The sequence below is a fragment of the Sulfurivermis sp. genome (genome assembly GCF_059410345.1).
This window is the reverse complement of sequence record NZ_JBLJDO010000008.1, coordinates 39,115-61,522: the sequence shown is the minus strand read 5'-3', so window position 1 is coordinate 61,522 and position 22,408 is coordinate 39,115. Positions and strand designations below refer to the sequence as shown.

Annotated in this window: 19 protein-coding genes and 1 tRNA gene; 7 read left to right on the top strand and 13 right to left on the bottom strand. The window is 62.9% G+C overall.

The genetic code is table 11. The features are described 5' to 3' along the window. The first annotated feature begins 2 nt into the window (after positions 1 to 2). From ACMV8A_RS08450 to ACMV8A_RS08435, 4 genes are all read left to right on the top strand, one after another. Positions 3 to 803: a CheR family methyltransferase gene (locus ACMV8A_RS08450; RefSeq protein ID WP_495325333.1), complete on the top strand. Its 801-nt coding sequence runs from the start codon at positions 3 to 5 to the stop codon at positions 801 to 803. Then, positions 800 to 1,297, top strand: a complete 498-nt coding sequence (locus ACMV8A_RS08445) for a chemotaxis protein CheD (protein WP_495325332.1) — start codon at positions 800 to 802, stop codon at positions 1,295 to 1,297. Before ACMV8A_RS08450 ends, ACMV8A_RS08445 begins: the two co-directional genes overlap by 4 nt. A 1-nt stretch (position 1,298) precedes the next feature. Continuing rightward, the gene (locus tag ACMV8A_RS08440; RefSeq protein WP_495325331.1) at positions 1,299 to 2,348 is read left to right on the top strand and encodes a protein-glutamate methylesterase/protein-glutamine glutaminase; all 1,050 of its coding nucleotides are present in this window, start codon (positions 1,299 to 1,301) and stop codon (positions 2,346 to 2,348) included. 79 nt (positions 2,349 to 2,427) lie between these two features. Further along, positions 2,428 to 2,514 (top strand) — tRNA-Leu (locus ACMV8A_RS08435). Between the two features lie 73 nt (positions 2,515 to 2,587). On the opposite strand, the gene ppsR is transcribed toward ACMV8A_RS08435, so the two are convergent. The 10 genes from ppsR to ACMV8A_RS08385 form a co-directional block, all read right to left on the bottom strand. Continuing rightward, positions 2,588 to 3,424: a posphoenolpyruvate synthetase regulatory kinase/phosphorylase PpsR gene (ppsR, locus tag ACMV8A_RS08430; protein ID WP_495325330.1), complete on the bottom strand. Its 837-nt coding sequence runs from the start codon at positions 3,422 to 3,424 to the stop codon at positions 2,588 to 2,590. Between the two features lie 111 nt (positions 3,425 to 3,535). Further along, positions 3,536 to 5,956, bottom strand: a complete 2,421-nt coding sequence (gene ppsA, locus ACMV8A_RS08425; protein WP_495325329.1) for a phosphoenolpyruvate synthase — start codon at positions 5,954 to 5,956, stop codon at positions 3,536 to 3,538. 19 nt (positions 5,957 to 5,975) lie between these two features. After that, positions 5,976 to 6,179 (bottom strand): hypothetical protein, encoded by a 204-nt coding sequence (locus tag ACMV8A_RS08420; protein WP_495325328.1) that lies wholly within the window; start codon positions 6,177 to 6,179, stop codon positions 5,976 to 5,978. Continuing rightward, a complete protein-coding gene (locus tag ACMV8A_RS08415) occupies positions 6,179 to 6,760 on the bottom strand; it encodes an electron transport complex protein RnfA (RefSeq protein ID WP_495325327.1) in 582 nt (193 codons plus the stop codon). Before ACMV8A_RS08415 ends, ACMV8A_RS08420 begins: the two co-directional genes overlap by 1 nt. Then, positions 6,750 to 7,400, bottom strand: coding sequence for an electron transport complex subunit RsxE (gene rsxE, locus ACMV8A_RS08410; protein WP_495325326.1), 651 nt, complete (start codon positions 7,398 to 7,400; stop codon positions 6,750 to 6,752). The genes ACMV8A_RS08415 and rsxE overlap by 11 nt, the downstream gene beginning before the upstream one ends. After that, positions 7,400 to 8,080 (bottom strand): RnfABCDGE type electron transport complex subunit G, encoded by a 681-nt coding sequence (locus ACMV8A_RS08405; protein WP_495325325.1) that lies wholly within the window; start codon positions 8,078 to 8,080, stop codon positions 7,400 to 7,402. The genes rsxE and ACMV8A_RS08405 overlap by 1 nt, the downstream gene beginning before the upstream one ends. Beyond that, entirely contained in the window at positions 8,077 to 9,126 is a 1,050-nt protein-coding gene (locus ACMV8A_RS08400; RefSeq protein WP_495325324.1) for an RnfABCDGE type electron transport complex subunit D, read from the bottom strand. Before ACMV8A_RS08400 ends, ACMV8A_RS08405 begins: the two co-directional genes overlap by 4 nt. Next, on the bottom strand, positions 9,123 to 10,463 hold the full coding sequence (gene rsxC / locus ACMV8A_RS08395; protein WP_495325323.1) for an electron transport complex subunit RsxC: 1,341 nt from the start codon (positions 10,461 to 10,463) through the stop codon (positions 9,123 to 9,125). Before rsxC ends, ACMV8A_RS08400 begins: the two co-directional genes overlap by 4 nt. 233 nt (positions 10,464 to 10,696) lie before the next feature. After that, positions 10,697 to 15,622, bottom strand: a complete 4,926-nt coding sequence (locus ACMV8A_RS08390) for a 2-oxoacid:acceptor oxidoreductase family protein (RefSeq protein ID WP_495325322.1) — start codon at positions 15,620 to 15,622, stop codon at positions 10,697 to 10,699. Between the two features lie 126 nt (positions 15,623 to 15,748). Next, positions 15,749 to 16,585, bottom strand: coding sequence for an RnfABCDGE type electron transport complex subunit B (locus ACMV8A_RS08385; RefSeq protein ID WP_495325321.1), 837 nt, complete (start codon positions 16,583 to 16,585; stop codon positions 15,749 to 15,751). Positions 16,586 to 16,792: 207 nt separating this feature from the next. On the opposite strand from ACMV8A_RS08385, the gene ACMV8A_RS08380 reads away from it, so the two are divergent. Further along, a complete protein-coding gene (locus tag ACMV8A_RS08380) occupies positions 16,793 to 17,782 on the top strand; it encodes a LysR family transcriptional regulator (protein ID WP_495325320.1) in 990 nt (329 codons plus the stop codon). Between the two features lie 80 nt (positions 17,783 to 17,862). After that, on the top strand, positions 17,863 to 18,621 hold the full coding sequence (locus tag ACMV8A_RS08375; RefSeq protein ID WP_495325319.1) for a class I SAM-dependent methyltransferase: 759 nt from the start codon (positions 17,863 to 17,865) through the stop codon (positions 18,619 to 18,621). Positions 18,622 to 18,686: 65 nt separating this feature from the next. Here the strand turns inward: ACMV8A_RS08375 and ACMV8A_RS08370 are convergent, their stop codons facing one another. Continuing rightward, positions 18,687 to 19,919, bottom strand: a complete 1,233-nt coding sequence (locus tag ACMV8A_RS08370) for an HD-GYP domain-containing protein (protein ID WP_495325318.1) — start codon at positions 19,917 to 19,919, stop codon at positions 18,687 to 18,689. 75 nt (positions 19,920 to 19,994) lie between these two features. Further along, positions 19,995 to 20,777, bottom strand: a complete 783-nt coding sequence (locus ACMV8A_RS08365; protein WP_495325317.1) for a L,D-transpeptidase — start codon at positions 20,775 to 20,777, stop codon at positions 19,995 to 19,997. 128 nt (positions 20,778 to 20,905) lie between these two features. Between ACMV8A_RS08365 and ACMV8A_RS08360 the strand changes: the two genes are divergently transcribed. Continuing rightward, positions 20,906 to 21,955, top strand: a complete 1,050-nt coding sequence (locus ACMV8A_RS08360; RefSeq protein WP_495325316.1) for a class I fructose-bisphosphate aldolase — start codon at positions 20,906 to 20,908, stop codon at positions 21,953 to 21,955. A gap of 51 nt (positions 21,956 to 22,006) precedes the next feature. Here the strand turns inward: ACMV8A_RS08360 and ACMV8A_RS08355 are convergent, their stop codons facing one another. Then, positions 22,007 to 22,342, bottom strand: coding sequence for an Hpt domain-containing protein (locus ACMV8A_RS08355; protein WP_495325315.1), 336 nt, complete (start codon positions 22,340 to 22,342; stop codon positions 22,007 to 22,009). Positions 22,343 to 22,408 lie beyond the last annotated feature (66 nt).

Below are 22,408 nucleotides of genomic sequence, written 5' to 3'. Positions count from 1 at the left end.
TCATGAATGTGCCGTTGAGCGACAATGAGTTTGATCGCTTCAGCCGCCTGATCTACGAACTGGCCGGCATCCATCTGTCCAGCGCCAAGAAGGCGCTGGTCAGTGGCCGGCTCGGGCGCCGGCTGCGTCACCATGCGCTGAACAGCTACAGCGAGTATTACCGTCTGGTGACCAGTGGCCAGGAACCGGCGGAGCAGCAGGTGCTGGTCGACCTGCTCACTACCAATGAAACCTATTTTTTCCGCGAACCGCGCCACTTTGAATTTTTGCGCGAGCAGATCCTGCCGCACCATCGCGGCGGTGAGTTCAAGGTATGGAGTGCAGCCTGCTCGTCCGGTCAGGAACCCTATACCTTGGCCATGGTGCTGGCCGATCGTCTGGGCCATGGCCGCTGGAGCCTGCTTGGCACCGATATCAGCAGCCAGGTGTTGGACAAGGCGCGACGTGGTGTCTATACGCTGGCCGAGGCACGTCATATTCCGGCCGAGTATCTCAAACGCTACTGTATGAAGGGTGTACGGGAGCAGCAGGGCAACTTCGCCATCGAACGCCGTTTGCGCGAGGCGGTCAACTTCCGCCAGCTCAATCTGAACGGCGCCTGGGAAATGGCACAGAAATTCGATCTGATTATGTTGCGCAATGTGATGATCTATTTCGAGCGTGACACCAAGGCGCGCCTCATCGAGCGGCTGGCCAACCAACTGGCACCCGGCGGCCATCTTATCATTGGCCACTCCGAGACGCTCAACGGCGTCAGTGAACGATTTCGTACGCTGTCGCCGTCCATCTATCAGCTTAAATGACCCTCCCGACCGACGATGTCCTGTTCCTCCATCCGGGGCAGATATTCTTCGGACGAGGGCAGGGGCGGGTGCGTACGGTGCTCGGCTCCTGCGTAGCCATGGTGCTGTGGCATCCGCGCCGCCTGCTGGGCGGCATGTGCCATTACGTGCTGCCGCAGCGCCACGGCACCGACGGCCCGCTGGATGGTCGCTATGGTGACGAGGCGATAGAGCTGCTGCGTCTGGCGGCATTGAAGGAGGGCAGTTCCCTGCGCGAATACAAGGTCTGGCTGTTCGGCGGCGGCAATATGTTTCCTCACGTGCCAGCCAACGCGACCCCCTTGGTGGGGGCGCAGAACATCGAGATGGCCGACCGGCTCAGCCGCCGCCTCGGCCTGCGCATCATGCAGCGGGATGTGGGCACGGCGCGCTATCGCAATGTCCTGCTCGACCTGCAGGACGGCACGGTGAGTTGTGTGCGTACCGATATCACCACCGTTATTCCTAGGAGTTGAGATGGCTGCCATCAAGGTATTGATCGTCGACGACTCTGCGGTAATCCGTCAGGTCATCAAGGAGGTTCTGGCTACCGACAGTGAGGTGGAGGTGATTGGCGCGGTGGCCGATCCGGTGTTCGCCATGAAGCGCATGGAGGTGGAGTGGCCCGACGTCATCATCTTGGACGTCGAGATGCCGCGCATGGATGGCATCACCTTTCTGCGCAAGCTGATGGCGGAACGGCCGACGCCGGTGGTGATGTGCTCGACCCTCACCGAGCGCGGCGCCGAGACCACCATGCAGGCCCTGGCGGCGGGTGCGGTGGAGATCATCACCAAGCCCAAGGTGGGGGTGAAGGACTTTCTGCAGGAGGAAACGGCCCATCTGCTCAAGGCGGTGCGGGCCGCCGCCCGTGCCCGGGTGGGGCGCACTGCGTCACTTCGCGACGTGGCGCCTGCCATGGCCACTCCTGACGCTGCGTCAAGCTTTTCGTTACGTACCACCGAACAGCTGGTGGCCATCGGCACCTCCACCGGCGGCACCCAGGCGCTGGAGGTGGTGCTGACCGCATTGCCGGCCAATTGCCCCGGCATCGTCGTGGTGCAGCATATGCCGGAAAAATTTACCGCCGCCTTTGCCAGCCGGCTCAACGGTCTGTGTCAGCTGGAGGTGCGCGAGGCCCGCGACGGCGACCGCGTGCGCCCCGGCCTGGCCCTGATAGCGCCCGGCGGGCGTCATATGCTGTTGAAGCGCAGCGGCGCGCAGTATCTGGTCGAAGTGCGCGACGGCCCGCCGGTGAACCGCCACAAGCCCTCGGTGGATGTATTGTTCCGCTCGGTGGCGCGCCATGCCGGGGCCAACGCCGTGGGCGTGATCATGACCGGCATGGGGGACGACGGCGCCAGCGGCCTGCTGGAGATGTCGCGTGCCGGAGCCCATACCATCGCCCAGGACGAGGCCAGCTGCGTGGTATTTGGCATGCCCAAGGAGGCCATCAAGCTGGGCGGCGCCCGCAGCGTGATGCCGCTGGAGGCACTGGCGGGGGAGATCATGCGCCTTACCGGCTGATGGCCATATGCCATCTCATCTGGGGTGAAACTTTTATTACATGGTTGATTCTCGGTAGAATGCCGGCCTCCGCAGCCTTGCCCGGGTGGCGAAATTGGTAGACGCAAGGGACTTAAAATCCCTCGGTGGCAACACCGTACCGGTTCGATTCCGGTCCCGGGCACCATTCTTTCCAATCCATCCCTGTATAGGGCATTCGCCCCGTGCCTGCGGCAGCACGCACGGGTGATGCGGCTGTTTCAGCCGGACAGACGACGTTTGAGTCCGGCCGTTTGCAGGATGGTGGTGGAAATCTCTTCGATGGACATGTGGGTGGTGTTGAGGAAGCGGATGCCTTCCTTGCGATACAGGCTTTCCACTGCGTCCACTTCCAGTTGGCACTGGGTGGACTGGGCGTAGCGGCTGTTGGGACGGCGCTCGCTGCGGATCTGTTGCAGACGGTCCGGGTCGATGGTGAGGCCGAACAGTTTCTCGCGGTGCGGGCGCAGGGCCTCGGGCAGGGCGCGCAGTTGCAGGTCTTCCTCGGTGAGCGGGTAGTTGGCGGCGTAGACGCCGTATTGCAGGGCGAGGAACAGCGAAGTCGGCGTTTTTCCCGAGCGCGACACGCCGATGAGGATGATGTCGGCGGAGCCGTAGTTGCGCGTGCTGACGCCATCGTCGTTGTTGAGGGCGAAGTTGAGGGCCTCGATACGTGCGGTGTAATTGGCGAAGTTGCCCATGCCGTGGGAACGCCCCATGACGTGGGAGGCCTTGATGCCCAGTTCGATTTCCAACGGCGCGTTGAAGGCATCGAAGAAATCCAACACCAGTCCCCGGCAGTCGCGCCGCATCTGCTCCAGTAGTTCAGCATCCACCAGGGTACTGAACACGATGGGGCGCACGCCGTCCTGCGCCATCACCGCATTGATGCGTTGCACCGCCTCGGCCATCTTATCCGCCGTATCGAGAAAGGGCAGACGGGTATAGCTGAACTCCACGCCGTCGAACTGCGTCATCATGCTGTGACCGAGGGTCTCGGCGGTGATGCCGGTGCGATCGGAGACAAAGAAGACGGGCCGGTGTTGCGGTTCAGTCACATTGATATCCAGGGTTTAAAAATGAATCCGCAAATGAACGCGAATGTACGCAAATGATAATCGTACTGCGGTATTCACGTTTATTGGCATTCATTTGCGGATGATTTTGGTTTACTTCCCCTGCTGGCTGGCAATATACAGCCAGGTATCGACCACGGTGTCGGGGTTGAGCGACACGCTGCTGATGCCTTCCTTCACCAGCCAGTCGGCCAGGTCGGGGTAGTCGGACGGGCCCTGGCCACAGATGCCGACGTATTTGCCCTTGGCCTTGGCTGCCTTGATCGCCATGCTGAGCAGTTTCTTCACCGCCGGGTTGCGCTCGTCGAACAGATGGGCGATGAGAGCGGAATCGCGATCCAGGCCCAGGCTGAGCTGGGTCATGTCGTTGGAGCCGATGGAGAAGCCGTCGAAGTATTCGAGGAACTCATCGGCCAGCACGGCATTGGACGGGATCTCGCACATCATGATCACGCGCAGGCCGTTCTCGCCGCGCTTCAGGCCATTCTCCGCCAGCAGCTTGACCACCTGCTCCGCCTCTTCCAGGGTGCGGCAGAAGGGGATCATCACCTCGACATTGGTCAGACCCATGTCGTTACGCACCTTGCGGATGGCGCGGCACTCCAGCGCGAAACAGGGACGGAAGTCTTCCGACAGGTAGCGCGAGGTGCCGCGGAAACCGATCATCGGGTTTTCCTCGTGCGGCTCGAAGCCGTCGCCGGCCAGCAGATTGGCGTACTCGTTGGACTTGAAGTCCGACATGCGCACGATCACCGGCTTGGGGTTGAAGGCGGCGGCGAGGGTTGCGATGCCTTCGGTGAGCTTTTCGACGTAGAAGCTCACCGGGTCGCGGTAGCCGGCCATGCGCTTGGTGATGGCCTGCTTGATCTCATCGCTCTGGTTGTCGAAGTCGAGCAGCGCCTTGGGGTGCACGCCGATGGTGGAGTTGATGATGAACTCCAGGCGGGCGAGACCGATACCGGCATTGGGGATGTTGGCGAACTCGAAGGCGTGGCCCGGGTTGCCGATGTTCATCATGATCTTCACCGGCAGGTCGGGCATCTTGCCGGCGTCGGCGCGCTGCACCTCGAAATCCAGCTTGCCCTTGTAGATGTGGCCGGTATCGCCTTCGGCGCAGGAGACGGTGACATCCACGCCGTCCTTGATGTGCCTGGTGGCATCACCGCAGCCGACTACTGCCGGAATGCCCAGCTCGCGGGCGATGATCGCCGCATGGCAGGTGCGGCCGCCGCGGTTGGTGACGATGGCGGAGGCGCGCTTCATGATCGGTTCCCAGTCCGGGTCGGTCATGTCGGTGACCAGCACGTCGCCGGGCTTCACCGAACTCATCTGTGAAATGTCCATGATGATGCGGGCCGGGCCGGCGCCGATGCGCTGGCCGATGGCACGGCCCTGGGACAGCACCTCGCCCTTTTCCTTCAGGCGGTAGCGCTCGATCATCTGGCCGTTGCTGCGGCTCTTCACCGTCTCCGGGCGTGCCTGCACGATGTAGACCTTGTTATCGGTGCCGTCCAGCGCCCATTCGATGTCCATCGGACGCTTGTAATGCTGCTCGATGATCACCGCCTGGCGGGCCAGATCGAGCAGTTGCTCGTCGGTGAGGCAGAAGCGCTGACGCTCGGACTCGGCCACGTCCACGGTCTTGGTGGTCTTGCCGTGGGCGCTGCTGTCGCCGTAGATCATCTTGATCGCCTTGCTGCCCAGCTTGCGGCTGAGGATGGCGTGCCTGCCCGCGGCGAGGGCCGGTTTGTAGACGTAGAACTCGTCCGGATTCACCGCGCCCTGTACCACGGTCTCGCCCAGGCCGTAGGCGCCGGTGATGAACACTGCGTCGCGGAAGCCGGACTCGGTGTCCAGGGTGAACATCACGCCGGCGGCGCCGATGTCGGAACGGGCCATGCGCTGGATGCCGGCGGACAGCGCCACCTCGTGGTGCTCGAAGTTGTGGTGCACGCGGTAGGCGATGGCGCGGTCGTTGTAGAGCGAGGCGAAGACGTGATGGATCGCCGTCAGCACGTTATCCAGGCCGCGCACATTGAGATAGGTTTCCTGCTGGCCGGCGAAGGAGGCGTCGGGCAGGTCCTCGGCGGTGGCGGAGGAACGCACCGCCACGGCGACCTCACCACCGGCTTTTTCTTCCATCTTGCGCCAGGCGGCGGTGATGGCGGCGTTGAGCGAGTCGGGGAAGGGGGTGTCGATGATCCACTGGCGGATCTCGGCGCCGGCACGGGCCAGTTCTTCGACGTCGTCGATGTCGAGCTTGCTGACGCGGGCGTTGATGCGCTCGGCCAGATGGCCATGACGCAGGAACTCGCGGAAGGCGGCGGAGGTGGTGGCAAAGCCATCCGGCACCCGCACGCCGGCGGCGGTGAGCCCCCGGATCATTTCCCCCAGGGAGGCATTCTTGCCGCCTACCCGCGCCACATCATCCATGCCGAGAGACTCGAACCAGATCACGCGTTCGTCCACTGTTACACCCCTTTGTTCGGTTGGTGGTTGGATCACGGAATTCATCACCATTCCCCAGTCGTTATTAATGTTCGACATCGCGTTTGCGACAGTAATCGGCACTGGCGCAGGCACACTTGCCGGTTCCACACCCGGCGCCCGCCTCGCGGTAGGCACCGAACTCGGGGTGACGGCGGGCAAAGGCCCGCGCCACCTTCTGTACGGCGATCCATCCCAGCAACAACAACAGGATAGCACCGCCGGCCATGAGAAATTGTTTCAGCAGCATCAGGCCCCCAGTCCGGCAAAGCCCATGAAGGCCAGCGACAGCATGCCGGCCAGCATCAGGCTGAGCGCCGCGCCCTGGCTCACCGTGGGCACCTCGGCCAGCTCCAGCTTCTCGCGCAGACCGGCCATCAGCACCAGGGCCAGGATGAAGCCGGTGCCGGCGCCCAGGCTGTAGCTGACCGACTGCACGAAGTCGTATTCCTTGGCGGTCTGGAACAGGGCCAGGCCGAGGATGGCGCAGTTGGTGGTGATCAGCGGCAGGAAGATGCCGAGGGCGCGGAACAGCGCCGGGCTGAACTTCTTCATGCTCATCTCCACCAGCTGCACCGCCGAGGCGATCACCGCGATGTAGCTGATGAGGCGCAGGAACTCCAGGTCGTAGGCTACCAGCACGCTGTTGATGAGGTAGGCGCAGATGGAGCTGATCAGCATCACCAGCAGGGTGGCGAAGCCCATGGATACGGCGGTCTTCAGCTTGCCCGACACGCCGAGGAAGGGGCAGATGCCGAGGAACAGCGCCAGCACGAAGTTGTTGATGATGGCGGCGTTCAGAAAGATGTAGGTGAGCGAATCAGCGTGCATGGACCGCCTCCTTCACTTCGGCCTTCGCCTTGCGTTCCTTCAGCCAGTTGAACAGCAACAGCCAGGCACCCAGCACGAAGAAGCCGCCGGGCGGCAGGATCATCACCACCCACGGCTCGAACTGGGCACCGAACACGCTGTAGCCGAGCAGGGAACCGCTGCCGAGCAGCTCGCGCACGCTGCCCAGGCAGAGCAGGGCGATGGTGAAACCGGTGCCCATGCCGAGCGCCGAGACGACGGACTTGAGCGGCCGGTTCTTCGAGGCATAGGCCTCGGCACGGCCGAGGATGATGCAGTTCACCACGATGAGCTGGATGAAGGCGCCCAGGGCGTTATACAGGTCCAGGCTGATGGCCTGGATGATGTAGTCGACGATGGTGACGAAGGTGGCGATGATCACGATGTAGGTGGCGATGCGCACCTGCTTGGGGATCACATGGCGCAGCAGGGAGACCAGGGTACTGGAACAGATCAGCACGAAGGTGGTGGCCACGCCCATGGCGATGGCGTTCATCACCGAGTTGGTCACGGCCAGCACCGGGCACATGCCGAGCAGCATCACGAAGACCGGATTCTCGCGCCAGATGCCTTCGAGGAAGGTATCGGCGGTGATGGTGTCGTCCTTCTTCCGCCCGGCCATCAGTCTTGCACCTTCAGTTGTTCCACATGCGGTTGCAGGCGTGGCAGCAGCACCTGCGCACTGTTGTTCAGGCCCTTGCCCACCGCCGTGGAGGTGATGGTGGCGCCGGAGATGGCGTCGAGTTGCCAGGGCTCGGTCTTGCTGCCGTGCTTGACGGTAAGGATGGCATTGGCCAGCTCCCTGCCGTTGGTGGCGAGGCGCGCGTCCAGCGGGAAGTTGGCCAGGAACCTGGCATCCTTGGTGATCTTGTCGCCCAGGCCCGGCGTTTCGGTGGATTGCAGCACGGCGAAGCCGGTGATGCACTGACAGGCCGGGTCGTAGCCGTAGAGGATGCGTACGATGTCCTGATAGCCGCGCGCGCCGGCCTCGGCAGCGATGCCCTTGAGCTTGCCGTCGGCATCGTAGGCAGCGTAGACCTTGGTGCCGGGCCCGCCGGTGGCGGCCGGGCGCACGCCGTTGTCATCCACCAGGAAGTCGCGCCGCGTCATTGCGCCGGGCAAGACCTGGAACACCGCACGTTCGATGGCGCGCTGGCGGTTTTCCTCGATGCGCGGCAGGGTGAGCTGATAGGTGAGCACCACCAGAAAGCCGGACAGCATGGCGATGCCGCCCAGCACCTGGATCATGCGCGCACTGGAGGGCTGCGGCGTGGCGGGCAGCGGTGCCGTGCTGCTCATCATGGTTTGGCTCCGGTTTTGCGCGCGCCGTAGATACGCGGCTGGGTGACATGCTCGATGAGTGGCGCCAGGGCATTGCCAAGCAGGATGGCATACATCACACCTTCGGACAGGCCGCCGAAGTAACGGATGATGACGGTGAGAAAGCCGATGAACAGGCCATAGATCCACACCCCCCACGGCGTCACCGGCGAGGCCACCATGTCGCTGGCCATGAACATGGCGCCCAGCATCAGGCCGCCGGAGAACAGCACGAACAGCGGCGGCGGGTAGTACTGGCCGTTCACCAGATACAGCACGCCGGCGGTGATGAAGGCGCCGAGCAGCACGGCGGCAGGGATGCGCCAGTCCATCATGCGCCGCACCACCAGGTAGGCGCCGCACAGCAGGATCAGCAGGGCCGAGGCCTCGCCGGTGGAGCCGGCGGTCATGCCGGTGAACAGATCGGCGGTGGGGACGATGACGCCGTCGAATTTCCACTGCGACAGCGGCGTGGCACCGGTGAAGCCGTCCACCGCCTGCCGGCTCCATTCGCTCACCGACGGCGGCGTGGTGAAGGGCAGGGTGAAGGTGGAGGGAATGAATTCCACGAAGCGGCCCGGCGCGTAGGCCGGCGTCCAGGTGGTGACCGCCACGGGAAACGCCGCCTGCACGAAGGCGCGGCCGATGAGGGCGGGATTGAAGACGTTGTAGCCGAGGCCGCCGAACAGGGCCTTGCCCAGGGCGATGGCGACGAAACCGGCCACCACGCCCATCCACAAGGGGAAGCCAGGCGGCAGGGTGAGCGCCAGCAGGATACCGGTGATGGCGGCGCTCCAGTCGCTCAGGGTGTTGCCGCGGCCGGCGCTGCGCGAGAATACATATTCGGTGGCGAGGCAACTGGCGGTGACAGTGAGGATCAGGGCCAGGGCGCTGAGGCCGAACTGCCACACGGAAAACGCGGCGATGGGCAGCAGCGCATACACCACGTTGCGCATGATCTGCTCGACCGTCGGCGCCGCCTTGATGTGCGGCGAGGTGCGCAATTCAATCTGCGGCTTGTTCGTCATGCCGCGCGCTCCCGCAGGATGGACTTGGCGATGCGGAAGTATTGCACCAGCGGGATGGAGGAGGGGCAGACGAAGCTGCAGCAGCCGCACTCGATGCAATCCTTGAGATGAAAACGCTCGGCCATCGGCTCGTATTCGCGTTTGACGGCGAGCAGGCCGAGCTGGGTCGGATTGAGGTGCATGGGACAGGCCGCCACACACTTGCCACAGCGGATGCAGGGATGGATGCGGCGTGTCTCGGCCTGGATCTCGCTATTGGACAGCACCAGTACGCCGGAGGAGCCCTTGGTCACCGGTACGTCCAGCGAGGCCACGGCGTTACCCATCATCGGCCCGCCCAGGATCACCTCCTGCTCGCTGCCGGCAAAGCCGACATGATTGAGCAGAAAGCGCAGCGGAGTACCGATGGGGGTGAGGTAATTGCCAGGCTTCTTCACGCCGGGACCGGCGACGGTGATGACGCGTTCGATGAGGCCCTCACCGCGCGGCAGCAGACGGCCCAGGGCGGTGAGGGTGCCGACATTGTTGACCACCACGCCGATCTGCGCCGGCAGGCCGCCGGAGGGCACCTCGCGGCCGAGCAGGGTGCTGATCAGCATCTTCTCGGCGCCCTGCGGATATTTGGTTTCCACCGCCTCGACGGTGATGTTGCCGTCGGCGGGCAGATGTTTGCGGATTGCCGCGATGGCGTCGGGCTTGTTGTCCTCCACGCCGATGATCGCCTGCTTCGCACCTACCACACGCATGGCGTACTGCGTGCCACGAATCAGGTCCGCTCCCTGTTCCACCATCACACGATGATCGGTAGTCAAATAGGGTTCGCACTCGCAGCCGTTGACCAGCAGGGTGTCGATGACGGCGCCGTCGGGCACCTTGAGCTTGACATGGGAGGGGAAGGCGGCGCCGCCCAGGCCGACCAGGCCGGTGTCCTGCACCGCCTGCACGATCTCGGCCGGCGTCAGCGCGTCCATGTCGCGCGGTGTGCGCCACAACACCTCCTGATTGGAGGCCTCATAGACCTTGAGCACGATGGAGGGGACGCGCGGACCCTGCGCGCTCGGCATCAGGGTGATGGCTTCGATCACGCCGGTGGCGGGCGCATGTTGCGGCACCGACATGAAACCGTCGGCCGCGGCGATGATCTGGCCGCGGCCTACCTCTTCGCCGACCCGGACGATGGGGCGCGAAGGTTTGCCCAGGTGTTGGGACAGCGGCACGATCAGGCGCGGCGCGAACGGCAGGCGGCGGATCGGCTTGTCCGCCGTGTCCTCCTTGTGCGCCTGCGGATGGACCCCGTGCGAGAAGGTCTTCCGTCCGAACCAGCGTAACAGTGTCATCGCGTGTTCTTCCCCACCACTCGGTTACCACAACCTGGAAGGATACTTCCGGGCTGCGTACAAAATTCGTTATTCCAGTCTCCAGTCCAGTCGAAAAAAAATCCTCTCCCCAAGACGGGGAGAGGCAACTTCTCGGAGGGAGCACCGAAAGAAACTGTTGTTTGCGGAATTTCCGCCGGATGCGTTTCGCACACCCGTTGCAACCAAACTCCTTTAGCGCGGCATCGCCGCGTCTACTGGTACTTCGCGGCGCGCTGGATCAGTTTGTCCAGGCCCGCTTCGCCGCGGTTGAACGGCGTGCCCGGGTGGATGCAGCCCGCAGTACATTTTTCCGCTGCCTTCACGATGTCCTTGAACGAACCGGCCTTCGGGTCGACGATGATGGCCTTCTTGTCGTCGTTGTAGGCGAAGATCTTCGGATTGATGTTGATGCACTCATCGCAGGCGGTGCATTCCGGCGTCTCGACCCATACCGGTTCGTAATCGCCGGCCGCTGCGGCGTGGGCCGCGCCGTTGCCATTGCCGTTGGCGGTTACCGCGCCACCGGTGAAGGCGGACATGTCGCCGGAGGCGGCCAGCGAGAGCAGGGTGGAAGAAAGCTTCTGCGCCATCTCCGCCTTGGTCTGCTGCACGATGGCACCCACGTCCACCTGGCGATCGAGGCCGGCGACGGACTTGAGCTGGCGCCAGAAATCGCGGCGCTCCTCGGCGGCCAGCACGATCTCCTGCGCGCACAGTACGCGGTTGAGACGGTTCTTGGCGTCGACCGCCCAGATGAACGGGAACTTGCCCTCACGGTCATCGTCGTCCATGGCGAGGAACTCGTGGAACGGCACCATGGTGTCATTCCAGGTCTCGCGCGGTGCCTTTTTGAAGTGCTTGCGGAAGCGGCCTTCGGTGACGGCGAAGTCGGCGAAGGTCATCGGCACTTCCAGCTTTTCCTTGCGACCGTTCTCGTCCACGTAGTCGATGGTGTATATCGGCCAATCGTCTTCCAGCGCCGGGTTGCCTTCCATGTCGAAGCACTCGGGGAAGGTGGTGCCCCGGTCCGGGTCGTAACGGAACAGCGGATAGGCGCGCGACTCCACCGCCAGCTTGCCCTGGCGGTTGGAGGCGTCGTCGCTGACGCCGTGTTCCGGCTGGCAGGTGGTATAGACATTGAACATGGCCGGGCGGCGACTGTTGAGGCCGTCGATGTACCCCTCCAGCAGGTGGGTCACGTTGCTGGTGGAGCCTTGCAGTATATAGGCGCCGCGGTGGGCGACACCGATCAGGCCGACCTCCTTGCGGATCTCGGTCTTGCCCTTCCAGTTCTTGCCGTAGGGTGACATGTCGGCCACCTGGCTGATGAAGCCGGAGGTGCAGGCCTGGCCACCGGTGTTGGAGTACACCTGGGTGTCCACCACCATCACCTTGATCGGCATCTCGGAGGCGAGGGCACGCGACAGGTTCTGGAAGCCGATATCGTACATGGCGCCGTCGCCGCCGACGGCGACCACCGGCGGGCACAACAGCCATTCTTCATCGCTGAAATCCTTCCAGTTGAACTGGCGGAAGTAGGGTTGGTGCACTTCTGGATTGTATTGGCCAGACAGTTCCAGCTCGGCCATGCGGATGGCCTTGAAACCGTCGGCCATCTTCACCATGTGGCCCTCGAACAGGCCCATGGCCATGGACGGGCTGTCCTGGAACAGATTCGAGGTCCAGGGGAAGGGATAGGGATTGAACGGGAAGGTCGAACCCCACACCGAAGTACAGCCGGTGGAGTTGACGATACCCATTTCGGCGCGGCCGCGGCCGGTCGGTCCTGCCTCGTAGCGCCATTTCAGGTCGCGCAGGCGATCGAGCAGGTTGGTGGCCCATTTCAGCCACTGCTTGTCGATGACGGTCTTTTCGTGACCGGCATCGAGCGTGGCAGAGAGCGAGGACAGGGTCAGATCGGTGCCGTTGACGCCTTCCACCACTTGATTGATGGCGCCGCTGTTGGATAGATCCACTCCGGCGGCCAGCTTCAGGCGGATGTGCTGTTCCAACTGGGTGATGAGACCATCCAGTTTGGCGATCTGTTTCTTCACGCGCGGCTGCATCAGCGCGGTGACGGTGCTGGTGAACAGGTGGATGGCGGTCTTCTCGCCGCAACCCAGGCACGAGCCGTCACCGCACACCATGGCGCCGTAGTTGCGCTTGTCGAGCAGCAGGGTGTCCAGCGCGCCTATCTTCTCATCCAGATCGTCGATGCGGATGTAGTCCGGGCTGGTCGTGGGCAGGTCGAGCCAGAAGGCCCAGTCGCTGCGCATGCGCTTCACCGCCTCGTCGGTCTGCTTGGTGTTGAGCAGGGCGTTGTCGTCGCAGACCTCGACGCACTCCATGCAACCCTTGCAGGTATCGGGGTTGACGGTGATGGAGAACAGGCCGCCGCTGCCCTTTTCCTTTTTCTCGCGGTTGATCCAGTAGGGTTTGGTGACGGCAAACTCGAAACTGCCCATGGTATCCATGAGCTGGCCGAATTCCTGCTCCAGCTTGGCGCGGGCATCGCCCTCCAGTTCGGACTCGGCCAGTACCTCGAGGATTGCCTGATCCAGCAGGTTGCGCACCTTGGCAGCCTCGCCGGCGGTGTTGAGCAGCTCGCGCAGCTTCTTCTCCACCTTGCGCGTCTCGCGGCGCAGGTGCAGGGTCAGGATGCCTTTGCTCTCGATGCGGTGGATGGCGGTGGCGAACACCTCGCCGACGGAATTGACCAGGCCAGGAATGGCGGAATCCGGGCAGACGGTGTAGCAGTTGCCGCAGGCGGTGCAGTTCTCCGCCACCCACTTCGGATATTCGAAGCGGATGTTGGTCATGTCGCGGAACACACCGGTGGCGGCGGGCATCAGCGACACGCCCATGTAGGGATCGGCCAGATTGTCGGAGCCGCGGCCGGTGGCATAGAAATAGCCGGTCTGCTCCCAGAAGCGATGGATGTCGTGCAACTGGCCTTCGCCTTCGGGCATGTGCTTGAGCATGATGGGCAGCATGGATTCGCTGCTGCGCAACTCCTGCAGGGTCATGCCCACCTTCTTGTTGATGATTTCGTGTATCTCGCTGAAGCCGCGGCGCACCACGCGCAGATTGTCTTCCACCACACGCTTGCCCTTGGCGCCGAATTTTGCCATCAGCTGGTCTTCAATGGCCTTGAACAGCTTGGTCTCGTCCAGTCCGGCCATTTCCATCAGCGGTGAGGCGGCGAAGAAGGCACCCTGGAAGGCGTTGCCCTGCATGCGCAGTTGCAGCTCGGGGTTGGTGGCCTCATCGCGGGCGATCTTGAAACCGTCCACGTAGAACACGCGGATATCGTTGTCGACGATGAATTGCTGGTAGCGGCGCGGGATGGTGGCCCACAGCTGATCCGGATACTCGAAGGAGGACTGGATGATGAATACGCCACCCTTCTTCAGACCGAACAACGGGTTGGAGTGGCCGAACACATTGGGGTCCGGCGACAGCACCACGTCGACGAAGTTGAATTCGCAGTTGATGCGGATCGGGGTGGGCGCAGCCGCCAGGTAATAGGTGGTGGGCTGACCCTTCTTCTCGGATCCGTACTTGGGGTTGGACTTGATTTCATAGCCCAGCAACTCGTACAGCGTCATCGCCAGGTTTTTGCCGGTGGTGATGGCGCCCCAGCCGCCGACGGAGTGCATGCGCACGGTGATGGAGCCGTCCGGCATCAGGTTGGGATTCTCCGAGCCGCGCACGGCCAGATCCTTCACCTGCGGGTAGTTCTCCAGCAGCTGCTGCATCTGGATTTCCTGCTTGGGCGTGGCCGCCTCTTCACGCACGAAGTCGATGCCCAGATAGAAGAACTTCCGCTTCTTGCCATCCGGCAGCATGTTTTCCACCGCACCGATAAGACCTTCCGGCTGCAGGTCGCGCGAGCCGAGGCCATAGGCACCAGAGTACAGGCGCGGGGCGTCGCCCTGCTTGTAGCAGTCGTAGCCGGGGTAGGGCAGTTCCTCGCCCTTGGCGACGGTGCCGTTTTCCATGCACTTGTTGAGTGAGGCGCGTACCTCGCGCATCAGCGGCAGGTCTTCGGCCAGTGGCTGGTCGGTGCGTTCCAGCACCACCACGCCCTTCTTGCCCTTGATGGCCCTGCCCATCAGGTCGCCGGGGAAGGGGCGGAACATGGTGACGTCGATGACGCCCACCTTCAATTTGCGCGTTTCGCGCAGGTAGTCGGCCACGGTCTGTGCCTGCACGATCATCGAGCCCATGCCGACGATGATGTAGTCGGCGTCCTCGGTCTTGTAGCTGCTGATGCGGTGGTAGCGGCGACCGGTGAGTTCGTAGTACTCGTCCATCACCTGATCGGCGAGCTGCGGGATGTGGGCGTAGAAGTAGGGACGCTGCGCCGCCACGGTCTGCATGTAGGCATCCTGGTTCTGCACCGTGCCGGACACCAGCGGGGCATCCACGTCCCAAATCATCGGCACGCGGCGGCGCTTTTCGCCGTAAAGCATCTTCTGCGCCGGGGTGGGACATTCGATCATGTCGTCGGGGCGGCCGAGAAATTCCTCGATCAGTTCACGCTCAGGGACGTTGAGCGGTTCGATGAGGTGGGTGGTGAGAAAGCCGTCCTGCGCCACCACGGCGGGGGTCAGGGCCAGTTCGGCGATCTTGCGGCCGATGAGGTTGAGGTCCGCGGCGCCCTGCGCGTTCTTGGCGAAGACCTGGAAGAATCCGGTGTCGTCGATGCAGTGATAGTCGTCGTGGCCGCAGTGGACGTTGAGTGAGGCCTTGGTGATGGCGCGGCAGCCGATGTTGAGTACGTAGGGCAGGCGCTTGCCGGCGGCGGCGTAGAGGGATTCGTGCATGAAGGCCACGCCCTGTGCCGAGGAGAAATTGGTGGCGCGCAGGCCGGTCATGGACATGCCGGCGGTGACGGCGGCGGCGGCGTGCTCGGATTCCGGCTCGACGAAGATCAGGGTACGGTCGGAGACATTGACGTGGCCGTTGGCCACTTCCTCGGCCCAGTACTCGCCCATCTGGGTGGACGGGGTGATCGGATAGGCGCCGGCCGCATCCGAGGACTCACGTTCGCACATGATGACGGCGGTGTTGCCGTCCATGGCCATGCGGATACCCGGATACTTGAAGGTCTTGGTCTCTTTCTTTCCGAACATCTCAGTCACCCTCACTGAATCTGTAAAATCAGTTTGCAAAAGAGCGCAAATCAACGCGAGTAGTGTTTTGCAAAGATGTAATTGCGTGTTTCGCGTGCATTTGCGGACAGCCTTGCAATCTTTGCCTTATCCGATTGGCAACGCTTCCTGGCGTACCACTTTCTTTGCATCACGGCCGCGCTGCGGCCCGGTCTTGTCATCCAGCCAGACGATGGCCCCGGTCGGGCAGCGCTCGATGGCGATGCGCGAGGCAAGGGCGTTCTTGCTGTAATCGATCACCGCCAGTTCGTTCTGCATGGTGATCAACCCTTCCGGGGCATCGGCGGAGCAGCGCGCGCAGGCGGTACAGGCCACTTCGCATTCCAGTTCGGCCTCATCGCCGGGCTGCTGGTTCTTGCAGGCCACCCACAGGCGGCGGCTCACTGGCTGCAGGGAAAACAGTTTCTTGGGGCAGACCTCGACACAGTCGCCACAGGCGGTGCACTTCTCCGCATCCACCACCGGCAGGCCGTGGCGGTTCATGGTGATGGCGTCGAAGTCGCACACCACCTCGCAGTCGGCCAGGCCCAGGCAGCCCCAGGTGCAGCCCTTGCCGCCGCCAGACACCAGGCTGGCGGCACGGCAGGACTTCATGCCCTCGTAGCGGGCGCGGGTGCGGGCCACGTGGACGCCGCCGGCGCAGGCCAGGCGCGCCACCTGCTTTTCGATGCTGCCGACATCCACGCCCAGGTAATCGGCGATCTCCTGGTTGGCGTCGGCGGAGTTCACCGTGCATTGGCCTGGCTCCACCTCGCCCTTGATCAACATCTCGGCGAACGGACGGCAGCCGGGCGTGCCGCAGGCGCCGCAATTGGAGTGGGGCAGCATGTCCTCCACCTCATCGATGCGGGGGTCTTCGTACACATAGAGGCGGCGGCTGGCGACGGCCAGGAGCATGGCCAGAACCACGCCCAAAGCGGCCATGAAGCCACCCGCTGCTGCAATGTGTAGAATGGGGCTCAATGCATCTAGCCTCTAAGGCAATTAATACTGAATCCTTATTCCCTACATAAATAATCAAGTAATAACCGTATTCCCTGTATGCGTACAAAGTCTAAAATTGTTTCATGTATTTGACGCGGTAATTATTTCAATGCTCAATATTGCGCTGGTTAATACTGAGGAACGGCCATGACCTCCCTGCCCAACCTTTATTACAAGCAGAACCGCCTCAAGCAGCTGCGCGCCTTCTGTCATACGGCCCGCACCGGCAGCATCACCCTGGCGGCGGAATCGCTGTTCTTGAGTCAGCCCTCGGTGTCGCTGCAGATCCAGGCGCTGGAGCGGGAGTTCGGCATCACCCTGTTTGAGCGGCGCGGGCCGCAGATCAAGCTGACCCCGGAGGGGGAAACCCTGTACCGGTTGGCCGAGCCGCTGGTGGAGGGTATCGACAAGCTGCACGAGACCTTTGCCGAGCAGTTCGGCGTGCTGGAGTCGGGCGAGCTGAACATCGCCGCGGGGGAGTCGACCATCCTCTACATCCTGCCGGAGCCGATGAAGCTGTTTGCCGAGGCTTATCCCCACATCCGCCTCAAACTGCACAACGTCACCGGCCGGGACGGTCTGGCCATGCTGCGCGCCGACGAGGTGGACTTTGCCGTCGGCTCCATGCTGGAGGTGCCGGACGACATCAGCTATCGCCCGGTGGTCACCTATGACCCGACCCTGATCACCGCCCTGGACCATCCGCTGGCCAAGAAACAGAATCTGCGCCTGGCCGACATCAGCCCCTACGGTCTGATCCTGCCGCCGCGCCACCTGTCCACCTGGCGCATCGTCGATCTGGTATTCCAGCAGCACAACCTGACCTACAACGTGGCGCTGGAGGCGGGCGGTTGGGAAGTCATCAAGAAGTACGTCGAGCTGGGGCTGGGCATCTCCATCGTCACCGACGTCTGCCTCACCGGCGAGGAACGGCTGGCCCAGATCCCGCTCAGCCAATACTTTCCACGCCGTACCTACGGCATCGTGCTGCGCAAGGGGCGCTTTCTCTCACCCCAGGCCAAGCGCTTCATCGACATCCTCGATCAGGTGTTCGTCAGTGACGGCGAGGCACATGGCGCCATGGGCGATGAGCCGCCCGACCCCAACCGGCCATCGATGCCGGCGGATATCCTGTAATCGCTTGCGACAGCCAATCAATGTTGCAATCAGCATTAAGTTTATCTTGTAACACTGTGATTTAACGGAAGTCCTAGGTGATGAATATCTATTCCGCTGAACCGGCGCTGCAACCCCGGGCCAGCACGCTGGCCGCCCGTTGGGGGCTATCCCTGGGCGAACTCGACCCGGGTGAGGCACCGCGTCTGGTGCTGACCCCCGAGCGCCTGGAACTGCGCGCGCTCGCCAGCGAGGGGCCGGTGTATGTGGACTTTGTCGGCGGTGCCGTGGCACACCGGCGCCGCTATGGCGGCGGCCGCGGTCAGGAGATCGCCAAGGCGGTGGGCCTGAAAAAGGGGGGCACGCCCAGCGTGCTGGATGCCACTGCCGGGCTCGGGCGTGATGCCTTCGTGCTGGCCAGCCTGGGCTGCACAGTGACCCTGGTGGAGCGCTCTGCGGTGGTGGCGGCATTGCTGGCGGACGGCCTGGAACGGGCGCTGCGGGATGCCGAGACCGCCCCCATTGCGGCGCGCATGCATCTGCTGTGTGGTCATGCCGCAGAGATCATGCCGCAACTGGATGAGGGGGCGCGGCCTGACGTGGTGTACCTCGACCCCATGTATCCGCACCGGCACAAGTCGGCGCTGGTGAAGAAGGAGATGCGGCTGTTCCGTGAGGTGGTGGGTGAGGACCCGGATGCCGACGCCCTGTTGCCGGCAGCGCTGGCCGTGGCGCGGCAACGGGTGGTGGTGAAGCGGCCGGATTATGCGGCGCCGATGGCCGGCAGGGCGCCGACCATGAGCATCAGCACCAAGAACCACCGCTTCGATGTGTATGTGATCAAGGCGCTGTCTGGGTAGGGGCGTTGTTGTGAGAGTCTGATTCAGCGGGCGACGCGGTGCCGGCCGGTGGCCATCGCCCGATGTCAGGATTCCATGAATACCGGCACCTTGATGCCGAATTTCTCCGCCGACTCACAGTTGACGATGCGGTCGTCGCCGCTGCGGGCGGTGGGATTGGACAAGTCGATGTCGCGCGGAGTGATGAACTGGCGTTTGTTGCTGTCGTAGACCACTCGCACGGTGGGGTAGAGCGGCCCCTTTTCCCCCGGCTCCAGCACGATGGCGAGGCGGCCGCTTTCCAGCCGCACCAGCGTTCCCACCGGATAGATGCCGACACAACGGATGAACTGGTGCACCAGTTTCTCGTTGAAGTGGAACTTGCTCCATTCCAGCAGCTTACGCAGCACCACCGTCGGTTCCTCCCCCTTGCGGTAGCAGCGGTCGGCGGAGATGGCGTCGTAGACATCGACGATGGCCGCCATCTGGCCATAGGGGCTGATCTCGTCACCCTTCAGTTTTAGTGGGTAGCCGGTGCCATCGTAACGCTCGTGATGCTGTGCAGCCACGGCCAGGGCGGTGGGGCTGATGCCGTCGGTCTGTTCCAGCACCTCGCGGCTGTACACCACATGCTGGCGCATGATGCTGAACTCATCGTCGGTGAGTTTGCCCGGCTTGTTGAGTATCTTGTCCGGAGTCTTGATCTTGCCGATGTCATGCAGCAGCGCGCCGACGCCGATCTCATGGATCAGACTGCGCTCCAGCCCCAGCTCCTTGGCGAAGGAAACCATCAGCACACCCACGCTCACCGAGTGCTCGAAGGTGTACTTGTCCATCTCACGGATGCGCCCCAGGCTCATCATGGCGTGGGAGTTGCGGAAGATGGAGGAGACCATGCCGTCCACCACCTGGCTGACCCGCTCCACCTCCACCTGCTTGCCGAGGCGCACGTCCTGCATGATGTTGGTGACCAGGCGCGAGGCCTCGCGCTCGATCCGCTCGGCATAGATGCGCTCTTCGCGTACCGACACGCGTGGCGTCTCTGTGCTGGAGGATTCGGTGCCCACACGCTGCAGGCGTCGCTGCAGATCGGCCAGCACCTCTTCCCGCGTCTGGGCGGGCCCCACATCATCGCCTTTGCTGGTGTCGATGTAGAGTTCCTTGATGCCCATCCCGCTGATGCGCCGAATGGTTTCTACGTCATTGATTTTAAAGCTGTTAGAAAGAAATGGATGGTCCATCCAGCCGCAATTGAGGTCGTGGATGTACATGCCGGGCCGCAGCTGACCGACGGCCACCTTTTTTATGTTCTGCTCCATGCTTTTTGTAGGACTTATCCGTACCTGTGGTGGCTACATACTGCCGTCTGCGCGGCAGGCGGGCAAGGGGGGGGCTTATTCGGTGATGATGACCTTGTCGCCCACGGCCATCAGGCGATAGATCTTGCGCATGTCGGCGTTGGCGGCGCGCACGCAGCCGCGGGAGACCTTTTGTCCGAGCAGGTCGGGGCGGCTGGTGCCATGGATGGCGTAGCTCTTGCCGATATTGAGGGCGTGGGTACCGATGGCGCCGCGGAAACAGCGCTGGCCGTTGGCGATGTCCTCGGCGTATTCCTCTTCCATGTATTTGGGGATGCACCATTCGATGCCTTGCGGGTCATGCACCTTCCAGCGCACCGCATACTCTCCCGGCTCGGTGTAGTAGCAGCGCCCCCCCTGTTCCTTGGGTTTGCAACCGTCCATGCCGAGGGCCACCGTGGCCTCATAGACCACCTGATCGATTTCTCCCTGACGCTCGAACACCTGCAACAAAAAATTGTTCTTGTTGACCACGATGTAGCGTTCCGGCCCTTTGCGCCCAGGTTCTGCCGGCGTGGTTCTTACCTCGTCGGCATAGTGGCGCGAGACCCACAGCGGTTGCGCCAGTGGCTGCCATGTGCCGTTCGGGAAGTGGCCGCTGATGCGCAGCCAGTTGTCATCTATCTGGCGGGCGGTGAACAGGGTTTCGGCATTCCAGATACTGCTGATGCGGCCGTCAGGGGTGTCACGGATGGCGGAGATGGTGGCGAGGCGCCAGGTCTTGGCGACAGCGGGTTCAGCGGCAGCACCCTGTCCGGCTGCAGCGGGCAGGGCGATAGACAGCAGCAGGATGATGAGTATGGTCGTGATGCCTTGCATGCATGATTTCGTATTTTGAATTACTGCACAGTTTAACCAACCGCGGATCGAGGTCAAGCCGCGGGCAAATCCGTGTTCAGCGCCTATGCTTATGCGCAGCAATCATATCTGCACAAGGAGAAGAACCGATGACCGATGTAATCGCACAACTGGGTAACGAGGCCGACTATCTGCTGGGACATAAGTGCACAGGCATCAAAAAGGAGTTGTTGCAGGTACCGGGGCCGGACTATGTGGAGCGCGTGGTGGCGATCAAGGACCGGTCGCCTGCCGTGCTGCGCAACATGCAGTTGCTGTTCAATACCGGGCGCCTGGGCGGCACGGGATATCTTTCAATTCTGCCGGTGGATCAGGGGGTGGAGCACTCCGCCGGTGCGTCGTTTGCGCCCAACCCCATGTTCTTCGACCCGGACAACATCCCGCGCCTAGCCATCGAGGGCGGTTGCAACGCCGTGGCCTCGACCCTGGGTGTGTTGGGTTCCGTGGCGCGGCGCTATGCCCACAAGATCCCCTTCCTGGTGAAGATCAACCACAACGAAATGCTCACCTATCCGACCATGCACGACCAGACCCTGTTTGCCTCGGTGCAGCAGGCCTTCGATATGGGCGCGGTGGCGGTGGGCGCCACCATCTACTTCGGTTCGCCCGAGTCGCGTCGTCAGGTGATGGAGGTGAGTGAGGCCTTTGAACTGGCCCATGAGTTGGGCATGGTGACGGTACTGTGGGCCTATCTGCGCAACAGCGCCTTCAAGGTGGGGGATACCGACTATCACGAGAGCGCCGACCTCACCGGACAGGGCAATCACCTGGCGGTGACCATCAACGCCGATATCGTCAAGCAGAAGCAGGCCACCAACAATGGCGGCTACAACGCCATCAAGTTCGGCAAGACCCACCCCAAGGTCTACGACACCCTGACCACCGACCACCCCATCGATCTGGTGCGCTACCAGGTGGCCAACTGCTACATGGGACGGGCCGGGATGATCAATTCCGGCGGCCCTTCCGGCAAGGACGATCTGCACCAGGCGATCCGTACCGCAGTGATCAACAAGCGTGCCGGCGGGATGGGGCTGATCTCGGGGCGCAAGGCCTTTCAGAAACCGATCAAGGAAGGGGTGGCGCTACTCAACGCCATACAGGACGTGTATCTGGCGAAGGAAATCGATATTGCGTGACAGAAGTTCACCGCAAAGGCGCACTGCGCCTTTGCGGTGGGCTGAGCTGACTCAGGCGGCCTGACGCAGCACGCGGTCGATCTCTTCCACGATGATGGCTACGCCGCTGGCAGCGTAGGCCGTTTCGCCGCGCTTGAGATGGGTTTCGAGGGCGTCGGCCGCGGCCTTGAGGGCGGGGACACCGCAATAGGTGGCCGAACCGTTGAGTTTGTGAACCAGATGGCGCAGGGCCGGGTAGTCACCGGAAGCCAGCGCCGCCTCGATAGCGCTGCGTTGCTGAGGCAGTTCCTCCAGCAGCATGCCGAACAGCTCCGCGGCCAGTTGGGCGTTGCCGCCCGCCCGCTCCAGGGCCAGTTCCTGATCGATAACCTTCATAAGTGCGTTCATGCCCGTTTCTCCTCTCCCTGGGATGCTCCTGACATTCAAGTGTAATGAAATCGTCGGCAGTGGCAA

Coding starts and splice junctions, on each gene's coding strand:
- ACMV8A_RS08380 (WP_495325320.1), top strand. CDS start 16,793: ATGACCTCCCTGCCCAACCTTTATTACAAGCAGAACCGCCTCAAGCAG.
- ACMV8A_RS08440 (WP_495325331.1), top strand. CDS start 1,299: ATGGCTGCCATCAAGGTATTGATCGTCGACGACTCTGCGGTAATCCGT.
- ACMV8A_RS08445 (WP_495325332.1), top strand. CDS start 800: ATGACCCTCCCGACCGACGATGTCCTGTTCCTCCATCCGGGGCAGATA.
- ACMV8A_RS08400 (WP_495325324.1), bottom strand. CDS start 9,126: ATGACGAACAAGCCGCAGATTGAATTGCGCACCTCGCCGCACATCAAG.
- ACMV8A_RS08415 (WP_495325327.1), bottom strand. CDS start 6,760: ATGCACGCTGATTCGCTCACCTACATCTTTCTGAACGCCGCCATCATC.
- ACMV8A_RS08355 (WP_495325315.1), bottom strand. CDS start 22,342: ATGAACGCACTTATGAAGGTTATCGATCAGGAACTGGCCCTGGAGCGG.
- ACMV8A_RS08370 (WP_495325318.1), bottom strand. CDS start 19,919: ATGGAGCAGAACATAAAAAAGGTGGCCGTCGGTCAGCTGCGGCCCGGC.
- ACMV8A_RS08375 (WP_495325319.1), top strand. CDS start 17,863: ATGAATATCTATTCCGCTGAACCGGCGCTGCAACCCCGGGCCAGCACG.
- ACMV8A_RS08385 (WP_495325321.1), bottom strand. CDS start 16,585: ATGGCCGCTTTGGGCGTGGTTCTGGCCATGCTCCTGGCCGTCGCCAGC.
- ACMV8A_RS08405 (WP_495325325.1), bottom strand. CDS start 8,080: ATGATGAGCAGCACGGCACCGCTGCCCGCCACGCCGCAGCCCTCCAGT.
- rsxE (WP_495325326.1), bottom strand. CDS start 7,400: ATGGCCGGGCGGAAGAAGGACGACACCATCACCGCCGATACCTTCCTC.
- ACMV8A_RS08390 (WP_495325322.1), bottom strand. CDS start 15,622: ATGTTCGGAAAGAAAGAGACCAAGACCTTCAAGTATCCGGGTATCCGC.
- ACMV8A_RS08365 (WP_495325317.1), bottom strand. CDS start 20,777: ATGCAAGGCATCACGACCATACTCATCATCCTGCTGCTGTCTATCGCC.
- ACMV8A_RS08450 (WP_495325333.1), top strand. CDS start 3: ATGAATGTGCCGTTGAGCGACAATGAGTTTGATCGCTTCAGCCGCCTG.
- rsxC (WP_495325323.1), bottom strand. CDS start 10,463: ATGACACTGTTACGCTGGTTCGGACGGAAGACCTTCTCGCACGGGGTC.
- ppsA (WP_495325329.1), bottom strand. CDS start 5,956: ATGAATTCCGTGATCCAACCACCAACCGAACAAAGGGGTGTAACAGTG.
- ACMV8A_RS08420 (WP_495325328.1), bottom strand. CDS start 6,179: ATGCTGCTGAAACAATTTCTCATGGCCGGCGGTGCTATCCTGTTGTTG.
- ACMV8A_RS08360 (WP_495325316.1), top strand. CDS start 20,906: ATGACCGATGTAATCGCACAACTGGGTAACGAGGCCGACTATCTGCTG.